This is a genomic window from Nocardia sp. BMG51109 (assembly GCF_000526215.1).
Classification (GTDB): Bacteria; Actinomycetota; Actinomycetes; order Mycobacteriales; family Mycobacteriaceae; genus Nocardia.
Genome location: NZ_JAFQ01000004.1, coordinates 2,255,045 through 2,276,218, shown reverse-complemented (window position 1 = coordinate 2,276,218; position 21,174 = coordinate 2,255,045). Strand labels below are relative to the sequence as shown.

Genomic DNA, 21,174 nt, shown 5'->3' with positions numbered 1-21,174 from the left:
TCCGCCGAGCGGACCGCGTCCGGGCCCCCCGAACAACGCACCGCGGCGGCCACCGCCGAACGACGCCCCGCGCCAGATGCCGCCGAACGATCCCGGGCGGCGCCCGCCGGGCGGCCCCCCGCGACCGGTGCCACCCAACGGCCCGAACAGCAGAATGCCACCGAGCGGTCCGCCGCCCGGTCCCCGGCCGGGCGGTCCGCCTCCGGGCGCCCATCCCGGGACGCCCCCGGCACCACCGCGTCGCGGTGCGCCACCCCATGCCGGCGGACCCGTTCCGCCACCCGGACCTCCGCCGGGCCGGCGCCCACCCGCGGCGGATCCGATCGACGGTCCCACCCGGCGTATCCCGCGACCGGACCGGGCCGGCGATCCGGCGCGTCCCGAACCCCGGCCGCAACCCCGGCACCGGCCGTCCGCGCCACCCGACCGGCCCGCCCGCGCCGACCGTCCGGGGCCGCACCGCACCGCACCGCAGGCCGCGGTCGCGCAGCGGGAGAGCCCGAATGCGCGACTGGTCCGGGACTCCGGCTCCATCGCGCTCGCGACGCTGGTCAGCCGGATCACCGGCTTCGGCAAGCAGCTGCTGCTACTGACCGTGCTCGGCCCGGCCATCGCCAGCGGCTTCACCGTCGCCAGCACCATGCCGACGATGGTCGAGCAGCTGGTCCTGGGCGCCGTGCTGACGGCGTTCGTGGTGCCGACGCTGGTGCGGGCCGAGAAGGAGGATCCGGACGGCGGCTCCGCATTCGTGCGGCGCCTGATCACCGCGGCGGTCACGGTGCTGGCCTTCACGGCGCTGCTCTGCACGGCGGCCGCACCGCTGCTGATCAAATACGTATTCCTGTCCGACGACGGCAAGGTCAGCACCACGCTGACGACCGCGCTGGCCTTTCTGCTGCTGCCGGCCATCCTGTTCTACGGCATCTCGTCGCTGCTGATGGCGATCCTGAACACCCGGGAGAACTTCAAGCCGGGCGCCTGGGCACCGGTGCTGAACAATCTCGTCGTCCTCGTCGTCCTGGGCCTGTACGCGATCACCCCGGGCGAGATCACCCTGGACCCGGTCCGGATGAGCGACCCCAAGCTGCTGCTGCTGGGCGGTGGCGTCACCCTGGGCGTCGTCGTGCAGGCGGCAAGCATGATGCCGGCAATCCGGCGCGCGGGTATCGATCTGCGGCCGCTGTGGGGGGTCGACGCGCGGCTGAAACAGTTCGGCGGCATGGCGGGCGCCGTCATCCTCTACGTATTCATCAGCCAGGCCGGCATGGTGTTCGGCACCCGGATCTCCTCGCACGCCGACGAGGCCGGACCGGCCATCTACAACAACGCCTACCTGCTGCTGCAGTTGCCGTACGGCGTCCTCGGCGTCACGGTACTGACCGCCATCATGCCGCGCCTGAGCCGCAATGCCGCCGACGACGACACCCCCGCGGTGGTCGACGACCTCTCGGCCGCCACCCGGCTGACGATGATCGCGCTGATCCCGGTGGTGCTGTTCCTGACCATCGCCGGGCCGCAGGTCGGCACCGCGCTGTACGGCTACGGCAACTGGGGGACCGACGACGCCGCTCGCCTCGGCCAGGCGGTGAGCTGGTCGGCGTTCATGCTCATTCCCTACGCCCTGGTCCTGATCCACCTCCGCGTCTTCTACGCCCGCGAGCAGGCGTGGACGCCCACCTGGATCATCCTCGGCATCACCGCCGTCCGGATCGTGCTCTCGGCGGCGGCGCCGTTGGTGGTGGACGACGACCACGTCGTGGTCGCCCTGGGCGTGGCCACCGGCCTCGGGTACGCCGCCGGCGCGGTGATAGGCGCCTGGCTGCTGCACCGCAGTCTGGGCGATCTGCGGATGTCCAATGTCGGCCGCACCATCACCCGGGTCGTGCTGGCGTCGGTCGCCGGTGCCGCGGTGGCGCTCATCATCGACCAGTTGCTCGGGTTGTCGCGCTTGCACAGCGGGATGGGCTCGCTGTTCCGGGTCGTCATCGACGCCCTGGTCATGTTCGGTCTCTCTTTCGGGCTGATGCGGCTGGCCGGTATTCCGGAGATCGTGGCCATCACCGTGGCGATCTCCCGCCGCCTCGGCATCACGCCGCCCGCGCCCGACCTCGGTCTCGGCGAGGGCGAGGCGGATGTACACGACACCATGGTGCTGCCGCGGCCCGACCTCGATGCGCCGTACTACTACCGGTACGACCCATATCTCGACAGCCAGCAGACCATGGTCCTACCTGTTATCCGACCCGGTGCCGTTGACCGCACCGGCGGGGGTGAGTTCCCGTACCCTGTTCGGCAGAGAAACGCAAACGCCGGTTCCGGCACCCGCGGGGCCGGCGATGCCGGTACCCGCGCGGAGTCGGATTTCGGCCGAGTCGGCGACGTCCCCGGTGCGCCGCCGACATATCGAACTTCGACACACCAGGGCGAAGGAGGCACGAGGGTGAGCGACGACGCGGCGGGAGGTGTCCCGGCCGCCGACCCTGCCGACGCGGCAGGCGCAGTGCGCACCGACAACGTCCCGCCCGGGCAGACGCCGGCCGACCACACCGCCGACCAGGGCATGGGCGACGCCGAGCAGTCCGCGGCGCCGCCGCCGGAGGACGAGCCGGCCGGTGACGATCGATCGGAGCCACCGCGCGACCCGGCCTACGACACCGGAATGCTCCCGGTCGGATCCCCGGAGATGCCGCCCATGCGGGTCGAACCGCCCTCGCGGCGCGGCCCGCGTGGTCCCAAGCTGATGCCGGGCGCATCGGTCGCCGGTGGCCGGTACCGCCTGCTGGCGGATCACGGCGGATCCCGCGGCCTGCGGTTCTGGCAGGCACTGGATGTGAAGCTGGACCGCGAGGTCGCGCTGACGTTCGTGGATGCCGATCAGAAGGCGGCCGACAACGCCGGCCACGACGGACCGCAGGCTATTCTGTCGCGCACGCTGCGCCTGGGCCGGATCAATTCGCCCGGCCTGGCTCGCGTGCTCGACGTGGTCCGCGGCAGTTCCGGCGGCATAGTGGTGGCCGAGTGGACACCCGGCAGGTCGCTGCGGGAGATGGCCGAGACCCAGCCGTCGCCGATCGGCGCGGCCCGCTCGATCCGGGTTCTGGCCGCGGCGGCCGAACTGGCCCATCGCGGCGGCGGCGCGCTATCGATCGACCACCCCGACCGGATACGCATCAGCGCCTCCGGCGATGCCGTGCTCGCCTTCCCGGGCACGCTGGCCGACTCCGATGCCCAGTCCGACGTGCGCGGGCTCGGCGCGATGCTGTATGCGCTGATCACCGCCCGCTGGCCGATTCGCGGCGGCGGCGTCAGCGGTACCGCCGCGACGGTCGGCGGACTGCGGCCGGCCGACTACGGCGCCGACGGCACCCCTGTGGAACCGCGGCAGATCCGGCCCGAGACCCCGTTCGAGATCTCCGCGGTCGCGGTGCGTTCGCTCGAGTCCAACAAGGGCGTGCGCACGGCCGCCACGGTGCAGCACGTGCTGGAACAGGCCTCGGTGGTCGATCAGAAGACCGACTTCATCCCGGTCCTGCGCCTGGGCCAGCGGGCGACGAGCGCCCCCGACGAATCGCTGGCCGACCCGGAGCTGCTGGCCCAGGAGAAAGAACGCTCGCAGCGGATGCTGTGGATTCTCGTCGGGCTCGGCGTGCTCGCGGCGCTGGTGGTCGGCGTCATCATCTGGTGGCTGCTGAGTATCTTCGCCCCGAGCAATTCCGAGGCGCCGCTGAACGAGCAGCGCAAGCTCGGCCTGACCACCGCGAATGTGGCTCCGGTCAACCCGAATACGGGTTCGCCGGAGCCCTCGGCGACCACCCCGGGCAGCGTCCCGGTGCGCGCCACCGGCGCCACGGTGTTCTCGCCCGAGGGCACGCCGGACAGTCCGGGCAACATCGGGGCGGTACTGGACGGCAATCCCACCACCACCTGGCACACCGACCAGTACTTCCAGCAGTTCCCGGCGTTGAAGAAGGGCGTGGGCGTCGTAACCACCCTCGGCAGCCCCAGCAAGCCGACCAAGGCGATCATCGACTCGCCGACCCCGGGCACGGTGGTGGAGATCCGTACCTCGCCGACGGCCACGCCGACCCTCGACCAGACGCAGCTGATCGGCCAGGCCACCCTGGCCGACGGCGCCACCGAGATCCCGCTGCGCGCCGACCAGCCGGGCCGCTACGTACTGGTCTGGATCACCAACCTGGCCGAGTCCGGCGGCCAGTTCCAGACGACGTTCGCCGACATTCGCTTCGAAGCCGCGCCCTGACGATCGCGGCGCCGCGCGGCGCACGATATCCGGTCTCCGGTCTGGTTGCTGCTCGTTCGAAACTGCCGATATGATGCTCACCGCGCTCTCGGCAGGGGAGCTTCCTGGGATCTGGTGCTGCGGTCCTGGATGAACGCGAAATTGGCGGTGAGGTCCGGCTGCGGACGTGACGCCGCATGAGCGCTGATCCTAGGGGTTGTGTTGTCGTTTGATGCGGGCGAGCGGTCCGGCGCGGGGACATCCGAGCCGCCTGCTGTGCGGCGCCGCTCGGCCGATCTCGACGCGGCCTCCGACCGCGCGCTGCTCCGCGCGCATGTCGCCGGCGATCGTGACGCCTTCGGGGTGCTGTTCCGCCGCCACTACCACCACCTGTGGCAGCTTGCGCTGCGCACCTGCCGCGTCCCCGAGGATGCGGCCGACTGCCTGCAGGACGCGCTGCTGTCGGCGCACCGCAACGCCGCCGCCTTCCGCGGTGATGCGGAGGTCCGCAGCTGGCTGCACCGCATCGTCGTCAACGCGTGCCTGGATCGGATGCGCCGCAACAAGGTTCGCCACAGTGTCTCGCTGTCGGACGAGGCCGTCGCCGAACCGGCCGACGAGCACGACCACTTCGCCCATCGCGAGATGTCGATGGTGGTCGACGCGGCGCTGCTCGGGCTGCCCGACGATCAACGCGCCGCGCTGGTCGCGGTCGACATGGAGGGGTATACGGTAGCGGATGCGGCGCAGTTGCTGGGCGTCGCAGAGGGGACGATCAAGAGCCGCTGCTCTCGCGGCCGCAAACGGTTGCAGCAGGAGTTGACATTCCTACGGGATCCCGGGAACCGGATGTAGCCGAGATGCGTCATAACTACTGACGAACGAAAACTTAGGATATCCAACCACAGCAGGCCGACCGGAGAGGCGATGGACGACAAGGGCGAAGGCGTCCGGCAGCGCCGACCCGAGGTCCGGGAAGGCGCCGAGGTCCGGGAAGGCCCCGAGGTCCGGGAAGGCGCCGGAGAGCCGGGAGACGCAATGGCGGTCCACCCGGTGCCACGGCCTCCCTTCTCCACGGACCTGCTCGCCGATCTGCACGCCGACAACGTGTCGCCGGAGTTGTCCGAGCAGCTGTGGCCGCAGGTCCGCGACGATCCCGAATCCCTTCGGTTCCTGCGCTCGCTGGACGACGTAACCGTCGAATTGCAGTCCCTCGGACAGGATTCGGAGATCCTGCACCCGATGCCGTCCGAGGTCGGCACCCGGCTCGATCGGCTGCTCGATGATCTCGCCCACGGCAACCGTCCTGAAACACCAGCCCCTGAAACACCCGTCCCGGGCGACACCGCCGTCCCTCCGCTCCCGCCCGGCGACAACGGCACGCCCACCACCCGCCCGATGGCGGCGGTCGCGCCGGACGAGGAGGATCCCGCCGAACTGATCCGCCTCGATGCGCGGCGTTCCCGCCGGCTGCGCTGGCTCACCGCGGCCGCAGCCGTCATCGCGATCGTCGTCGGCGCCCTGATCGGCGTGGACGCCGTCCGCGGTCCCGATCCCGCGCCGAGGGCCCTGCCCACCACACCGGCCGGCGCGGTGGAACTCGACGACGACCTGCCCGCCGCCACGCTGCTGAGCGCCATCGGCCGCAACGAGGTGACCGGCCCGCTCGCCGGCCCCGGCGCGCTGACCGGCTGCGTCGCCGCGGCGGGCTTCAATCGCCCGGTGCTCGGCTCGATGAACGTCACCTACCGCGGCCGGCCCGCGGTGGTGATCATCCTCACCGGCCCGCAACCGCCGAAGATCACGGCGCTGGTGGTGGGGACGGGGTGCGGCCCCGGCAATGCCCAGAAGCTGGAAATGCGCGACATCGGTTAGCTGCGCGGCCGGTGATCCGGCCGGATCGTGCGGGGGTAACGGCCGCTAGCCGGGGAACAACACCGTTTACCCTGGTGTTGACTCACAAGCCTGATGACACACTTTCTCGGAAGGGCCTCATGGACACCTCTGTTCGCGACCTGATCATCGTCGGCTCCGGCCCCGCCGGCTACACCGCCGCGGTCTATGCCGCGCGGGCCGAACTCGAACCGCTGTTGTTCGAGGGCACCCAATTCGGCGGTGCGCTGATGACGACCACCGAGGTGGAGAACTTCCCCGGTTTCCGCGACGGCATCATGGGCCCCGACCTCATGGAAGAGATGCGCGAGCAGGCCAAGCGGTTCGGCGCCGACATCCGCACCGAGGATGTCGAGACGATCGACCTCTCCGGCCCGATCAAGACGGTCACCGTCGGCGGTGAGGCATACCGGGCGTACGCGGTCATCCTCGCCATGGGTTCGGCCGCGCGCTATCTCGGCGTCCCGGGCGAGCAGCGGCTGCTGGGCCGCGGCGTGAGCGCCTGCGCCACCTGCGACGGCTTCTTCTTCAAGGGCCAGGACATCGTGGTCGTGGGCGGCGGCGACTCGGCGATGGAGGAGGCGACCTTCCTCACCAAGTTCGCCGCCAGCGTCACCATCGTGCACCGCCGCGAGGAGTTCCGCGCCTCGCGCATCATGCTGGAGCGGGCCAGGACCAACGAGAAGATCCGCTTCGTCACCAATGCCGAGGTGCTCGAGGTACACGGCGAGAACAGCGTGACCGGACTGACCTTGCGCGACACCAGGACCGGCGAAACCTCGGAGCTGGCCGCGACCGGCCTGTTCGTCGCGATCGGTCACGACCCGCGCAGCGAACTGGTGCGCGGCCAGGTCGACCTGGACGGCGAGGGCTACGTGCTGGTGAACCAGCCGACGACGGCAACCTCCGTCGAGGGCGTGTTCGCCGCCGGCGACCTGGTCGACCACGTCTACCGCCAGGCCATCACCGCCGCAGGCACCGGCTGCCGGGCGGCCATGGACGCCGAGCGCTGGCTGGCCGACAAGGGCGACATCACTTCCAACACTCTCGACCACGCCGGCGAGCCGGTCGAAGTCCCCGTCAATTGATCCATCTCCGGTAGAGCTCGAGGAGTCACCCATGTCCGAATCCGCCACCAAGACCGTCACCGACGACACGTTCTCGCAGGACGTATTGGGCAGTGACAAGCCGGTTCTCGTCGATTTCTGGGCGAGCTGGTGCGGTCCCTGCAAGATGGTCGCGCCGGTGCTGGAGGAGATCGCGGCATCCCACGGCGACAAGCTGACCATCGCGAAGGTGGATGCCGATGCCAATCCGGTGATCTCCCGGGACTACGGCGTTCTGTCGTTGCCCACGATGATCCTGTTCTCCGGTGGCCAGGAGGCCAAGCGGATCGTCGGCGCCAAGGGTAAGGCCGCCCTGCTGCGCGAACTCGAGGGTGTCATCTGAGATCACATGCGGGGCTGCCGACGCGATCGGCATCCGCACTGTAGGCTTTCGGCGCCGACGGCAGCTCCGAACATTCGGTCGGGGCTGCCGTCGGCGAACTCCGACAACAACGTCGGAGTTAGGATCTCGACACCCGGAGGATTGCCGAAATTCGGTCCGGGTCTGAGACAATCGACCGACGCTCCGGTCGTGCGAGGGTATGAGCCGTCGCATGAGTGGGTACCCGGAATGGCGGAAGGAAAGGGCTCTCACGCATGCACCGACTTCGTCACGGCGATACTGGACCAGCCGTCGCTGAGGTTCGGAGCACCCTGGCAAGTCTCGGATTTCTTCACCTTCATCCCGTCGCGGCCGAACGCGCCGACGGAAACGGGGAGTACTGGAAGGATTCCGAAGCCGTTTTCGATCACGGTCTCGATTCCGCCGTTCGCGCCTTTCAGCAGCAGCGCGGCCTCCTGGTCGACGGTGTCGTCGGCCCGGCCACCTACCGGGCCTTGAAGGAGGCGTCCTATCGCCTGGGCGCGCGCACGCTGATCTATCAGCTATCGGCACCGCTGTACGGCGACGATGTGGCCACGCTGCAGCGGCGCCTGCAGGATCTCGGATTCTACGTGCACCGTGTCGACGGCTATTTCGGCCCGCAGACCCACGACGCCCTGACGGCGTTCCAGCGCGAGATCGGGCTGTCCGCCGACGGCATCTGCGGTCCGGACACGCTGCGCTCGCTGGAGCTGCTCGGCGCCCGCGTCACCGGCGGAAACCCGCACCGGATCGCGGAGGAGGAGGTCGTGCACCGCGCCGGCCCGCAGCTGACCGGTAAGCGGATCGTCATCGATCCCGGAATGGGCGGCCCCGACAAAGGTTTCGCCGTCCCCACCGAATTCGGCGATGTCTACGAGTCGGAAATTCTCTGGGATCTGGCGAGCCGGCTGGAGGGCCGGATGGCCGCCACCGGTATGGAGACGTTCCTGTCGCGGCCGTGGGGTGCCAACCCCTCCGACGCCGAACGCGCCGAGACCTCCAACACCTTCGACGCCGACCTGATGATCTCGCTGCGCTGTGCCAACAACCCCAGCCCGATGGCCAACGGCGTGGCCAGTTTCCACTTCGGCAATTCGCACGGCTCCGTCTCGATGATCGGTCAGGTCCTGGCCGGCTTCATCCAGCGCGAGATCGTGGCACGCACCTCGCTGCAGGACTGCCGGACGCATTCCCGCACCTGGGATCTGCTGCGGCTGACCAAGATGCCGACCGTCCAGGTCGATATCGGTTACCTGACAAACGATTACGACGCCTCGGTGCTGACCAACCCGCGCCTGCGCGATGTGATCGCCGAGGCCGTCCTGATCTCGGTGAAGCGGCTGTACCTGCTGGGTCAGGACGATCAGCCCACCGGTACCTACACCTTCGCCGAACTGCTGGCCGAGGAGCTCGCCGCCGCCGACCGAATGTAGGTGTCCGACAGCGGAAACGGGGCGCCACCGGCATCGGCCGGGGCGCCCCGTTCGGCTTTCGTCAGGGACACCCGACCCGGGACCGGGACTCGACGGAAGCGGCCGCCAGCAGTTGATCGAGGGCGTGCTCCACGTCTTCCTTCCAGAAGTGATCACTGTCGAGTTCCAGGCGCAGGCGAGGAAACCGATGATGCGGCGCTACCACGGTGAAGCCGACATCCTCCAGGAATTCCGCGTCGATCATGCAGCCCTCCGGCGAGCATCCGGCGTCGGCCCGGCGACCCGGTGCCATCGACAGACCGTGCGGCGGAGTATCGATGCGCTCCAGCAGAAACATCGAGCTGACCGATCGTGTCGCCAGCGAGGTGGCGGCGGGATCCTGACGCAGGCCGAACGCCTCGATGGCCCGCACGCCGCGCCGCACCAGATCGGTGACCACCGCGTGAATCAGCCGATCCGCGACGTCGTTGTCGTGGTAGGGAAGTTCGGAGCGCAGGGTGGTCAGCAACACCGCGTCCGGGCTGACCGGTGAGGTGGGGAAGAGCGCGGCCCGCGGTACCGCGCTCGGCGGCGAGTACAACGCGCAACCGGCCGGTTGACCATCGACCAGGGCCACCTGACCGCACGAACCCCATTGGAGCATGACGGTGGACAGCCAGGCCTCCTTCTCGAAGACCGGGTCGCTGAATTCGCGAGAGTCCGCCGCCACGGCCGGATCGATCTCCCAGAACACACACCGGCGGGCGTGTACCGGCAGCTTGTCGAGTCCGTCCAGGGTCAGTGCGGTCACGCTGGTCGACACCGCTCTACTCAGCCTCCAGCTCTCCGATTCATCCACACTCACGCCGCATCAATATCTACTCGCCAGCAAGAATAAGCGATCAAAGGGATCCGCCTCATTTCCGATAGCTGTGCTGTTCATCAGGACTGCAGCGCGGCACCCGAAAGGGGCCGTCACAGTGACGTTTCCATGCCGGGGTCCAGGTACGCCGGCGATTTCGCGGATTTCGGCCGCGGATCCCGACGCTACTGGTCCTGCTGCTCCATCATCTTCACGATGCGTTCCAGATCGGCAAGATCGCCGAATTCGACGACGATCTTGCCCTTCTTCTTGCCCATGCTGACCGTGACACGGGTATCGAACGAATCGGCCAACCGCTCGGCCAGCCGGTCCAGACCCGGCATCTGCACCGGCTTGCGCTCGGCGGGGCGTCGTTCCTTCTCCTCGTTCGGGTCCCGGTTGGCGAGGGTGACCGCCTCCTCGGTGGCGCGGACCGAAAGCCCCTCGGCGACGATCCGTTCCGCCAGCTTTTCCTGCGCGTCCGCACCGGATTCCAGCCCCAGTAGCGCGCGGGCGTGACCGGCGGACAGCACACCGGCGGCCACCCGTCGCTGCACCGGAATCGGCAGCCGCAGCAGGCGGATCATATTCGTGACAACCGGCCGGGATCGGCCGAGCCGGCTGGCGAGTTCCTCGTGGGTGACGTCGAATTCCTCCAGCAGCTGCTGGTAGGCCGCCGCCTCTTCGAGCGGGTTGAGCTGGACCCGGTGGATGTTCTCCAACAGGGCGTCGCGCAACATCGCGCCGTCGGTGGTCTCCCGGACGATGGCCGGGATGGTCTCCAGGCCCGCGTCCTGGCAGGCCCGCCAGCGGCGCTCGCCCATCACGATCTGATAGCGCGGGGTAGGGGAGTCGTCCAGCTGACGCACCACGATCGGCTGCATCAACCCGAATTCGCGAACCGAGTGGATCAACTCGTCCAACGCCTCCGGTTCGAAGACCTGGCGCGGCTGCTTGGGGTTGGGCTCGATCTGCTCCGGCGGAATCTCCCGATACACCGCTCCGGCGTCGGATGCCTCGTCGGGGTCGGGGACCCGATGCAGATAGGCCGATGCCGGATGCGGACCGACCGGATCGAGGCCGATGACGGCATTCGCGGCGGCGCTACCGAGCCCCTGCACCTCGCTCGGCCCGGTCGGAATCAGCGCGGCCAGCCCGCGCCCCAGTCCACCCTTTTTCGCCTGACTCATCGACCTACCGGCCCCTTTCCTCGTTCACTCCACCAACCGCGCTCACGACGGCAGTCCGGGAGGCCATTTCGCGACCGGCATCCAGATAGCTCATCGCGCCCCGGGAACCAGGATCGTAATCCAGCACCGTCATGCCGTAGCCGGGAGCCTCGGACACCTTGACACTGCGCGGGATCACCGAGCGCAACACCACGTCGCCGAAGTGGCCACGTACCTCCTCGGCCACCTGGTCGGCGAGCTTGGTGCGACCGTCGTACATCGTGAGAACGACGGTGGACACATGCAGCTCCGGATTCAGATGTGCTTGCACCAGACCGATATTGCGGATCAGCTGTCCCACACCCTCGAGCGCGTAGTACTCGCACTGAATCGGGATCAGCACCTCCTTGGCGGCCACCAACGCGTTGACGGTGAGCAGACCGAGAGAGGGCGGGCAGTCGATCATCACATAGTCGATGTCGTAGCCGGCCAGATTCGCCTCCTGGATCGCGGCCTTGAGCCGGCCCTCGCGGGCGACCATCGAGACGAGTTCGATCTCCGCGCCGGCCAGATCGATGGTGGCCGGAATGCACAGCAGCCGTTCGTTGTGCGGGCTCTGCTGGATGGCATCCTGCACCGAGGTCTCGCCGATCAGCAGCTCGTAGCTGGAGGGAACTCCGGAATGATGCTCGACACCCATCGCGGTACTGGCGTTGCCCTGGGGGTCGAGATCGATGACTAGGACGGTCATCCCCTGTAGCGCCAGTGCGGCGGCCAGATTTACCGCCGTCGTGGTCTTGCCGACACCACCCTTCTGGTTCGCAATGGTGATGATGCGTTGCTCACGCGGCTTGGGGATGGTCATCGAACCAGGATGCAACACCTGACTGGCGCGCTGTGCCTCGGCAGCTATGGGCGTGTCGGCGGAGATACTCCCGAACGACGGCCGGCCGAGTTCTTCCACATCGAAGCCACTCCCGTCCAGCATTCCGGGCACCCGCGACGTTGTTTCCCGTGAAACATTCGCCGGACCGTTCGACATACAGGCTCCTAACCCCGAGAACTTCAGACACGTGCCCCAGCAGCATCAGTGCCGCATCGGCTCGAGCAAGCGGAGCGCGGGACGCTCAGAGGAAGACCGGTGCCCGTCTGGCGGGCCTATCGGGTATCGCGAAACTGCGCTCACACTCAATGACACCTAGCTTGCCAGTACCGGAGTCATTACGGAAGTTGAACCGCTGCGATCACACCGCAACACACAAAGTTTGTTGCCGAGAAGCGCTTCGGACGGCCGACTGCCACCCTTGGACTCGTCCGGAGAGAGCCGGCGGCTCTCTGTGTTTCACATGAAACGGAACAGATCGGGCGTGGAGACGTCGCCGGCGCCGATCGCATCCCGATGCGGCTCATCGAATCTCGCCCCCATCGGCGACGGTCGGAGCCGAATCGTCAGGCACCGATCCGGAACTCGACCCGTTCGTAATCGTGCGTCCGGTCCGGCACGGACAAGCTGCGCGTTGCGCGTCGAGACGCCAGTGGTGACAGCGAGGCCCGATGGGAGTCAGCCATGGCCACGTTCCGTCCCCAGTACTCGCCTCGTGCGCAGGCGCGGCTGCTGTCTCCGTCGCTGATGTTTCACATGAAACCGAATCTCTGTCCGAACAGTTTGGCTACGGGCCTCTCCATGCGCTGTGGGACAACCTCTCCGCTCTCTGCGCGGCACCGCCCTCCACTCGCTCAGGACCGCTCCGCGCCGGCAGCGGCTGCCGCGCCGGCCTTCGAATGATCCGGTAGTTCTCGCGGACATACCGGACCATGCGACACCGAGCGATCGGGCGTCGCACCGGTACCTCTCCGCGAACACCGAATGGCGGGCCTGTATCAGTCGAACACTCGCCAACTCGGCGAGGCGATTACGTCCGCTGATTCCAAGACAGGGGAGGGGATCGATGTTTCACATGAAACACGGACCGGGCGCCGACTCACCGACGTGATATCGGTGGCAGTAATCGAGTCGCCCGGGCCGCGCCTCTCACGGTTCCGCCGTTCCCGTTCGACCAACCCTGCGGGCGTCTACTCCACCCCCAGCCGCACTCGGCACAGTCGGCATGGCCAGCCGCCCGCGACTCGGCCAGCGGCGTACACGTAGTGTCGCAACGGTCGACACCGGCAGGGGTCGCGGAGACAGACAACCGAGATCCAACACGCGCCACCGCTCGTTCGCACGAACGCATCGTGCTGAGGCGTCCCCGGTCGTCGTTTCACATGAAACACCGATCCCGTGCTGCCACCAGTACCCGGAACTCCGCGGCTCATGGACGAATACGAGGGGATGCTCCCCAACGAGCGCCGACCGCAGGTAGCCACCAAAATCGACCTACTGGATCAACCTTGTCGATTACCGGTCGCCTCCACAGGGAGCCACACCTTCGCGATTGGGTAACTCTCCACGGTCGAACGTCCGCACACCGGACCGAAGAATCGGAAGGGGATTCCGCGCCGAACCGAGGGACCGTTGGTTCATGTGAAACATCGCGGGGACTGGCGAACCCGCGATCCGGGTGATGTTTTACCTCTCGGCGGACCGACCGTCGGAACCTTCGTCGCGAAGCAAGTGCCGCGACTGACGAGGCGCCGAACCCAGTCGCCCGTTCCGGCCCCACCGCGCCGATCAAGGGACGGTCGACTGACGTCCGAAACCCATGCCGCGGCGGACGGTTCGATCGACTGGCACTACGTCCGGAAGCAGAAATCCGATCCTGACGGTATGTCGAGCGGCGAGAAGTTGGGCCGGGGGTGCGGCCGAAGCGCGTGAGCATCACCGCGGTCCGGTTGTCATGTGACGCGAATCCGGTCGCCCTCGGCGCCACGGAAATCCATTCTTGCCCGATTACCCGAGACGACCATCCGACTTCACCACACTGGAGAGCATGCCGCGTAAACCAAGCATCGCCACGAATCGTTCACAGCACTCGTGTTTCATGTGAAACGAAGCGGGCGCGACACCAACCCGTACACCCCGGACCCATGGTCGGCCGGTCCTGTTTTGGCTCGACCTCAGAACCGTCGCCGCGTCCGAATCCGTTGGTGCCGTAGAGCGCTCTCTCGTCCACCACGACGGTCGCCGGACCCGGTCGAGACAAAGTGCACCGACGCACACGAATCCAAGCCCAGGATTGGCTACTCGACCTCGGCAGGGGAGTTCGACCAAGAGACTCGGATCGGAGTCCGGTATCGGACCCGGGTCCATGTGATACCCGCGGACAGTGAGCCCGATCGGAGACGACAGTGGGGAAGCGCGTTATCGGCGGCGGGGCGGCTTACCGCGCTCCGCCCTGCGCTCGGCGCGGGGGAGACGCTCCACGCTCAGGACGACCGTCGGCGGAGAGACGATACCGGCGCCGCACTCGAGCACCTTCGCATGGCCGCCCCCCGCGCGAACCAACTCGGCCCGGTCGCGTTCCAATTCCTCGGCCACGCTCGCTCCCTTGAGCGCCAACATGTGTCCACGATCGTGCACCAACGGAAGGGACCACTTGGCGAGCTTGGCCAGAGGGGCTACGGCGCGGGACGTCACCACGTCGGCGCCGCCGGTCGTCTTACGAACATCCGGTTGTTCCGCCCGCCCCCGCACAACTGTCATCTCCAGCCCCACCGACTCGATGAACTCGGCCAGGAAAATGGTCCGACGCAGCAACGGTTCGACCAAGGTCACCCGGAGGTCCGGACGCGCGATCGCGAGCGGGATTCCGGGCAGTCCGGCGCCGCTCCCGATATCCACCACGGTCGCCGCCGCCGGAATGAGTTCGCCGATCACCGCACAATTGAGAATGTGCCGATCCCACAACCGCGGCACCTCGCGCGGACCGATCAGACCGCGCTCCACACCGACGGACGCCAGCACCGCATGGTACCGACGGGCCAGCGATAGTCGATCACCGAACACCTGCTCCGCCGCGGCGGGCGGCTCCGACTCGGCCGCCGCCGGGGTAGGGCAGTGCTCCGGTGTGGTCGCACCGGTTCCTCGTTCCACGTGAAACATCCTTCCGGACTCGGCGACGGATCGAACATACCGACCCCTGAACAAGGGTAGGGCCCCGGTTCCGCGAACCGGGGCCCTACCTGCTCGAGGTCGCACACTCAGGACGGTAGAACCACCACGCGGCGGTTCGGCTCCACACCCTCGCTCTCGCTGGTGACCCCGTCGATGTCCGCCACGGCGTCGTGCACGATCTTGCGTTCGAACGGCGTCATCGGCGCCAGGGATTCCGCCTTACCCGATTCCAGGACGCGGCGCGCCGCCTCGACACCGAGCGAACTCAGCTCCTCGCGACGCTTCGCCCGCCAGCCCGCGACGTCCAGCATCAGCCGGCTCCGCACACCGGTCGCCTGCTGCACGGCCAATCGGGTCAGCTCCTGCAACGCGTCCAGGACCTCACCGCGCCGGCCGACCAGCTTCGACAGATCGCGGCCGCCGTCGATGCTCACCACCGCCCGGTCACCCTCGACGTCCAGATCGATATCACCGTCGAAGTCGAGCACATCCAACAGCTGTTCGAGGTAATCACCGGCGATCTCGCCCTCCTCGATGAGCGCTTCCTCCGCCTCGCTCGCCCCTTCGGATTCGGATCCGGAATCCAGATCCGCGGTGGTCTCCGATTCGTCGCTCGCCGAGGTGTCCGCCGTCGCCGTACCGTGTGCGCCCAGGGCCACAGTGGCGTCCTCTCCGTCGGTCTCAACAGTCATGTGCCGTTTCCTTCAATTTGCATCATCCGTCGTGCCCGGCTCCATCGCGCCGGGTTGTCGTTCCTCGGCGTCCACGGCCCAGCGGCCCGCATGACCGCCGGGCCGTCGTGTGCTCACTGCCCGAGAGCTCGGCTAACGCCGTCGCTTCTGATTCGCACGGCCGCGGTTCCCAGATCGCTTGCGATTACCTTGTCCGCCTTGCTTACCCGACGAGGTTGTCGTCTTCCGCGGTTTAGTGGATCCGGAACCATTACGCGCCGCGGTCGATTCGCCGACGCTGTCGGTGGCCGACGCATCCGACGCATCCGGGGTATCCGCCGATTCGTCGGCCGACGGCTCCTTCTTCGCGGCCGGCTTGGCTCCCGGCTTCGGCTTCGCACCCGGTTTCGGCGCGTTCGCGGCGCGGCGTTCGACGGCCTCCTGCTTCTTCTTTTCTTCTTCTTTCTCCATGCGGCCGAAGACGAGATGCTGCTGCCCGTAGGTCCAGATGTTGTTGGAGACCCAGTAGATCAGGATGGCGATCGGCAGGAACGGACCACCGACGACGACACCGAGCGGAAACACCCACAGCGCCAGCTTGTTCATGATGGCGGCCTGCGGATTGGCCGCCGCCTCCGCGCTCTGGCGGGCGACCGAGGCACGCGCGTTGAAGTGGGTCGCCAAGCCCGCGACGATCATCAGCGGCACCGCGACGATCACCATGGCCGTCACGGTCGGGATGCCACCGTAATCGGCGAACGCTTCCAGCTGTGCCTTCGGCGTGGTGATCGCGGCGGAGATCGGCGCGCCGAAGATGCGGGCCCGCAGGAACGACTGCACATCGTCGGCATTGAAGACATAGTTCGGCGTGTGCGCGTTCGTGAACGCGTCCATGTTCATCCCGCCGCCGAAGCCGCCGATCCCGCCGCCGACTCGGTTGAACGATCGGAGCACGTGGTACAGACCGATGAACACCGGCACCTGTGCCAGCACGGGCAGACAGCCCATGAGCGGATTGAAGCCGTGGTCCTTCTGCAGCTTCTGCATCTCGAGCGCCATCTTCTGGCGGTCGTTCTTGTACTTCTTCTGCAGCTCCTTGATCTGTGGCTGCAGCTCCTGCATCTGCTTGGTCGTCCGGACCTGCTTGACGAACGGCTTGTACAACACCAGTCGCAGGGTGAATACCAGGAACACCACGGCCAGCGCCCAGGCCAGGCCGTTGTCCTTCCCCAGGACGAACCCGAAGACGCGGTGCCAGAACCACAAGATCCAGGACACCGGATAATAGATGAAATCGAGCACGGCTCTATGTACTCCCGTCGGTCGTGTCGCCGGCCACCGCGCGCGGCGACCCATTACAAGGCTCGTGTGCGGCCGTCCCCGAGTTCTCGTGACCGGCACTGCCGCGGGCCGGATCCGGCTCGTTCGCTGGCGCATCGGGAGACATCGGATGGGCAGCTGCCCGTTCCCGTTTCGGTTCCGGAACGGGATCCCACCCACCAGGGTGCCAGGGCGCGCATTTGGCCAGTCGCACGGCCGTCAATCCGAGACCGATGAACAGGCCCCGGGTGCGCAGCGCGGTCACCGCATACTCGCTACAGGTCGGGGTGAATCGGCACACCGGCATGCGGGTGGGGGAGACATAGGTGCGATACAGCTCGATGAGGAAAATCAGTACACGAGCGGGTATTCGAGCCAACACCGCGAGGTGACTCATCCGGACCCGCCTCGGTCGTCGGCGGTCTCGGACCGCACCGCCGCATCCGGGAACAGCTTGCGCAACGCCCCCCGCAGCTGCCGGTCGAGTTCGTCCGACGAAGTCCGTGCGGCGCCGGGCAGCACACGAATGACGATATCCGCCTCGGAAGGCAATTCGGCTGTCAGAGGGGTACAGATATGACGCAGGCGGCGAGCCACACGATGACGTACCACCGCGGAACCCACCGCCTTGCTGACGATCAATCCGAAACGGGGACCCCCGATACGAACCGCCGGACCGGATAGATCCCGCCCGGCGCCGTCCGCCTCCGAGGTCGATACAACCGCGTGCACGACCAGATCACGCCTCCCGACTCGTCGGCCACGCCGCACCGTCCGGGAGAAATCGGCACGATGATGCAGCCGATACGGCTCAGGCAACACCCGAGTGTCCGAGCACGTAACGGATGACGGGATGTGGCGAACCGAACGGCGAGGGAGACATGGCGCCGATGCCGGAGCCGATCAGGCCGTGAGCTGGGCGCGGCCCTTGCGACGACGCCCCGACACGATCGCGCGGCCCGCACGGGTGCGCATCCGGAGGCGGAACCCGTGAACCCGCGCCCGACGACGGTTGTTCGGCTGGAACGTCCGCTTGCCCTTGGCCACGGTCGATACTCCTAGAGTCGGTGGGCACCCGGCGGCACCCGCAGCTTTGTCGGTGAAACATGTGTTGCGACGAGTGACGATCTCGACATCGGCGCAATACCCATCGCGGACCGGGCAGCACGCAGCCGCCACCGCGTCAATGGGTGACTGTACGAGACTACTGATCGCGTCTGGCCGGGTCAAACCGGGGTACCGGCCACCCATCCGGCATTGACCTCGTACGATGGGTTGCCACACCCCGCTGTGTCACCATCCGGCGGACAGTTCGGAGCACCGCCCGGTGACCGACGACACGCCCGTGAACCGGGCTTGCCGCGACCGTGGTCCACCGAACCGGCAATGTAGCCAAAAAATAGCTATAGATCTGCAGGTCGCAGCACCGAAGGCGGCTACACAACGCCGCAACTCACACCACTGTGGTTCTCCACATCTGTGGATAATTGTGTGGAAAGACCCCTGGAGTGGCATATTCGTAGGGCCGACGGCCACGCCGACGCTCGCGCCACGGGGGGATCTGCGGGTGGTGCCCGACCGTCTGCTCCTATCTACCTATTCCGGGGAGGAAACGTACGTGGACGACGAGCAGAACGTGTTGACCGACGTGTGGCCCAAGGTGGTCGCCGAGCTCACGGCCGGCTCCGCAGACGGTGCCATCCCGCCGGTGACCAACGCCCAGAAGGCATGGCTGGGGCTGGTCAAACCACTGACCGTGGCACAGGGATTCGCGCTGCTCTCGGTACCTTCCTCGCTGGCTCAGGAGGCGATCGAACGCGATCTGCGCGAGCCCATCCTGCGGTCGCTGGCCCGGCGGCTCGGACCGCAGGTCGAGGGGCTCGGCGTCCGCATCGCCGCACCGACCAGCCCGCCGGCCGACCGACCGGCCGGCCCGCCCCGGCATGCCCGGCTGACCTCCCGCCCGGAGCGGGTGCGGGAGGCCCCGCGAGAGCCTGTGAATCATCCCCCGCAGCCGGAGTACTCCCCGGGGCCCGAGTACGACGCTCCGCACCACATATCCCCGGGCGACTACACGGGCCGGGGCGACTATCCCCAGACCGAGTTCCCCGCTCAGCCGGTGGCTCGAGAATTGCCCGACGGCGTCGACGCCGGTGAGCCCGCCCCGATCCGCCGCGAGTGGGAGCTTTCCGCGGCATCCAACGACCCGCGCGGTATGCCCCGGTCGCAGGCTCCTTCCACGCAGGACTCGCTGTTTCCCCCGGAGCCGGATGCCACGCCGGCACCGCGGCCGCATTTGGCGGCCGTCGATCGCCCCAGCGAGGAGCCGGTCGTCAACGTGCGCGACTCCTGGCCCACCTACTTCACCAAGTCACCCGAGCCGACGGCGACGGCACCGGCCTCCTCCGCGGCGAGCTTGAACGCGAAGTACACCTTCGAGACGTTCGTCATCGGCGCCTCCAACCGGTTCGCGCACGCGGCCGCGGTCGCGATAGCCGAGGCGCCGGCGCGGGCCTACAACCCGCTGTTCGTCTGGGGCGCTTCCGGTTTGGGCAAGACCCATCTCCTGCACGCCGCCGGTCACTACGCCCAGCGGCTGTTTCCCGGGATGCGGGTCAAGTACGTCTCGACCGAGGAATTCACCAACGACTTCATCAACAGCCTGCGCGACGACCGCAAGGTGGCTTTCAAGCGGCGCTACCGCGAGACCGACGTGCTGCTGGTGGACGACATCCAGTTCATCGAGGGCAAGGAAGGTATCCAGGAGGAGTTCTTCCATACCTTCAACACCCTGCACAACGCCAACAAGCAGATCGTGGTGTCCTCCGATCGGCCGCCGAAACAGCTGGCCACGCTCGAGGAGCGGCTGCGGACCAGGTTCGAGTGGGGCCTGATCACCGACGTGCAGCCGCCGGAACTGGAGACGCGGATAGCGATCCTGCGCAAGAAGGCGCGGATGGATCGGCTCGATGTGCCGCACGACGTCCTCGAACTCATCGCCAGCCGGGTGGAACGCAACATCCGCGAACTCGAGGGTGCGCTGATCCGAGTGACGGCGTTCGCCTCGCTCAACGGGCAGCCGCTGGATCTGTCGCTGGCCGAGGTCGTGCTGCGCGATCTGATGCCCGACACCACCACCATCGAGATCACCGCGTCGACGATCATGGCCGTCACCGCGGAGTACTTCAACACCACGCTGGAAGAACTCACCGGTCCCGGCAAGGCGCGGCCGCTGGCGCAGGCGCGGCAGATCGCGATGTACCTGTGCCGCGAGCTCACCGACCTGTCGCTGCCGAAGATCGGCCAGGCGTTCGGCCGCGACCACACCACGGTCATGTACGCCGAGAAAAAGGTGCGTAAGGAAATGACCGAGCGTCGACGGGTCTACGACCAAGTCCAGGAGCTCACAGCGCGAATCAAACAGCGCTCTCGCTGAGGCTCTCCCCAACTTCTTCATCCGCAGGCCGATCCACCCGACTACCTGGGTGGATCGGCTTTTTCGTGCTGTGGATTCCTCGAGGAATCCTTGGGGAGTCCTCGAGGAATCCCGGTGTTCTCCACCGGTTTACTCACAGTTCGGCGGCAGGGGTGTTGACGATGCCGCTCACACCCGTTGGCTCACAGATCCCACAGTCGAACTCATCCACGGGGCACGACCTGCGTCGATCCGATGTTGTGCCTGTGGATTCCTCGAGGAGTCCTTGTCAGGTCCTCGAGGAATCCCCGAGTTGTCCACTGCTTCGCACACAGGTGTGTACAAACCGGGCATCATGATGGAAGAACTCGAGGACCGCTCGAGGACGGACGGGGGACGGATTCGTAACCTCCACAGGCCCTCGCCGTTCATCCTCGAGTCACCAGCCGGACATCCCCAGCGTGCCACGCTCCGTGAGCAGCCGATTCGCGCGGAGTCCACAGAATCCACAGCGCCTACTACTGTTTCAGTTCTTCTTCCTCTATTACTTCTTTGAAGACAGGCTGTGTGGAAATCCGGTTCGGGAGGCAACGACACGATCGGCAGTCGGTCACCCACCGAATCGATTCGGCAGGGAGGAAACCGGAAGCAGCCCCCGCGGATCCGCG

Annotated in this window: 16 protein-coding genes; 7 read left to right on the top strand and 9 right to left on the bottom strand. The window is 67.4% G+C overall.

The window, feature by feature from the left end:
- Positions 1-154 precede the first annotated feature (154 nt).
- From D892_RS0111750 to D892_RS0111725, 6 genes are all read left to right on the top strand, one after another.
- Entirely contained in the window at positions 155-4,261 is a 4,107-nt protein-coding gene (locus D892_RS0111750) for a lipid II flippase MurJ (RefSeq protein ID WP_024801424.1), read from the top strand.
- Positions 4,262-4,516: 255 nt separating this feature from the next.
- Positions 4,517-5,095 (top strand): RNA polymerase sigma factor SigM, encoded by a 579-nt coding sequence (sigM, locus tag D892_RS0111745; RefSeq protein WP_024801423.1) that lies wholly within the window; start codon positions 4,517-4,519, stop codon positions 5,093-5,095.
- Between the two features lie 72 nt (positions 5,096-5,167).
- Complete coding sequence (locus D892_RS0111740) at positions 5,168-6,115, top strand: hypothetical protein (protein WP_024801422.1); 948 nt, start codon at positions 5,168-5,170, stop codon at positions 6,113-6,115.
- Positions 6,116-6,234: 119 nt separating this feature from the next.
- Positions 6,235-7,221, top strand: a complete 987-nt coding sequence (trxB, locus tag D892_RS0111735) for a thioredoxin-disulfide reductase (protein WP_024801421.1) — start codon at positions 6,235-6,237, stop codon at positions 7,219-7,221.
- A gap of 31 nt (positions 7,222-7,252) precedes the next feature.
- On the top strand, positions 7,253-7,582 hold the full coding sequence (trxA, locus tag D892_RS0111730) for a thioredoxin (RefSeq protein ID WP_024801420.1): 330 nt from the start codon (positions 7,253-7,255) through the stop codon (positions 7,580-7,582).
- A gap of 254 nt (positions 7,583-7,836) precedes the next feature.
- On the top strand, positions 7,837-9,036 hold the full coding sequence (locus tag D892_RS0111725; protein ID WP_024801419.1) for an N-acetylmuramoyl-L-alanine amidase: 1,200 nt from the start codon (positions 7,837-7,839) through the stop codon (positions 9,034-9,036).
- Between the two features lie 61 nt (positions 9,037-9,097).
- On the opposite strand, the gene D892_RS40965 is transcribed toward D892_RS0111725, so the two are convergent.
- The 9 genes from D892_RS40965 to rpmH form a co-directional block, all read right to left on the bottom strand.
- Positions 9,098-9,838: a hypothetical protein gene (locus D892_RS40965; protein ID WP_036566945.1), complete on the bottom strand. Its 741-nt coding sequence runs from the start codon at positions 9,836-9,838 to the stop codon at positions 9,098-9,100.
- Between the two features lie 224 nt (positions 9,839-10,062).
- Complete coding sequence (locus D892_RS0111710; protein ID WP_024801416.1) at positions 10,063-11,067, bottom strand: ParB/RepB/Spo0J family partition protein; 1,005 nt, start codon at positions 11,065-11,067, stop codon at positions 10,063-10,065.
- 4 nt (positions 11,068-11,071) lie between these two features.
- Positions 11,072-12,034: a ParA family protein gene (locus D892_RS0111705; RefSeq protein ID WP_232236060.1), complete on the bottom strand. Its 963-nt coding sequence runs from the start codon at positions 12,032-12,034 to the stop codon at positions 11,072-11,074.
- A gap of 2,313 nt (positions 12,035-14,347) precedes the next feature.
- On the bottom strand, positions 14,348-15,088 hold the full coding sequence (gene rsmG, locus D892_RS0111695; protein WP_024801414.1) for a 16S rRNA (guanine(527)-N(7))-methyltransferase RsmG: 741 nt from the start codon (positions 15,086-15,088) through the stop codon (positions 14,348-14,350).
- 98 nt (positions 15,089-15,186) lie between these two features.
- On the bottom strand, positions 15,187-15,792 hold the full coding sequence (locus D892_RS0111690; RefSeq protein ID WP_063629955.1) for a protein jag: 606 nt from the start codon (positions 15,790-15,792) through the stop codon (positions 15,187-15,189).
- Positions 15,793-15,924: 132 nt separating this feature from the next.
- Positions 15,925-17,073, bottom strand: a complete 1,149-nt coding sequence (gene yidC / locus D892_RS0111685) for a membrane protein insertase YidC (protein ID WP_024801412.1) — start codon at positions 17,071-17,073, stop codon at positions 15,925-15,927.
- Between the two features lie 4 nt (positions 17,074-17,077).
- Positions 17,078-17,488: a membrane protein insertion efficiency factor YidD gene (gene yidD / locus D892_RS45060; protein ID WP_084161035.1), complete on the bottom strand. Its 411-nt coding sequence runs from the start codon at positions 17,486-17,488 to the stop codon at positions 17,078-17,080.
- A complete protein-coding gene (rnpA, locus tag D892_RS45055) occupies positions 17,485-17,913 on the bottom strand; it encodes a ribonuclease P protein component (protein ID WP_024801411.1) in 429 nt (142 codons plus the stop codon). The genes yidD and rnpA overlap by 4 nt, the downstream gene beginning before the upstream one ends.
- 81 nt (positions 17,914-17,994) lie before the next feature.
- A complete protein-coding gene (gene rpmH / locus D892_RS45050) occupies positions 17,995-18,138 on the bottom strand; it encodes a 50S ribosomal protein L34 (RefSeq protein ID WP_084161034.1) in 144 nt (47 codons plus the stop codon).
- 571 nt (positions 18,139-18,709) lie between these two features.
- Between rpmH and dnaA the strand changes: the two genes are divergently transcribed.
- The gene (gene dnaA / locus D892_RS0111675; RefSeq protein WP_024801410.1) at positions 18,710-20,527 is read left to right on the top strand and encodes a chromosomal replication initiator protein DnaA; all 1,818 of its coding nucleotides are present in this window, start codon (positions 18,710-18,712) and stop codon (positions 20,525-20,527) included.
- The last annotated feature ends 647 nt before the right edge of the window (positions 20,528-21,174 follow it).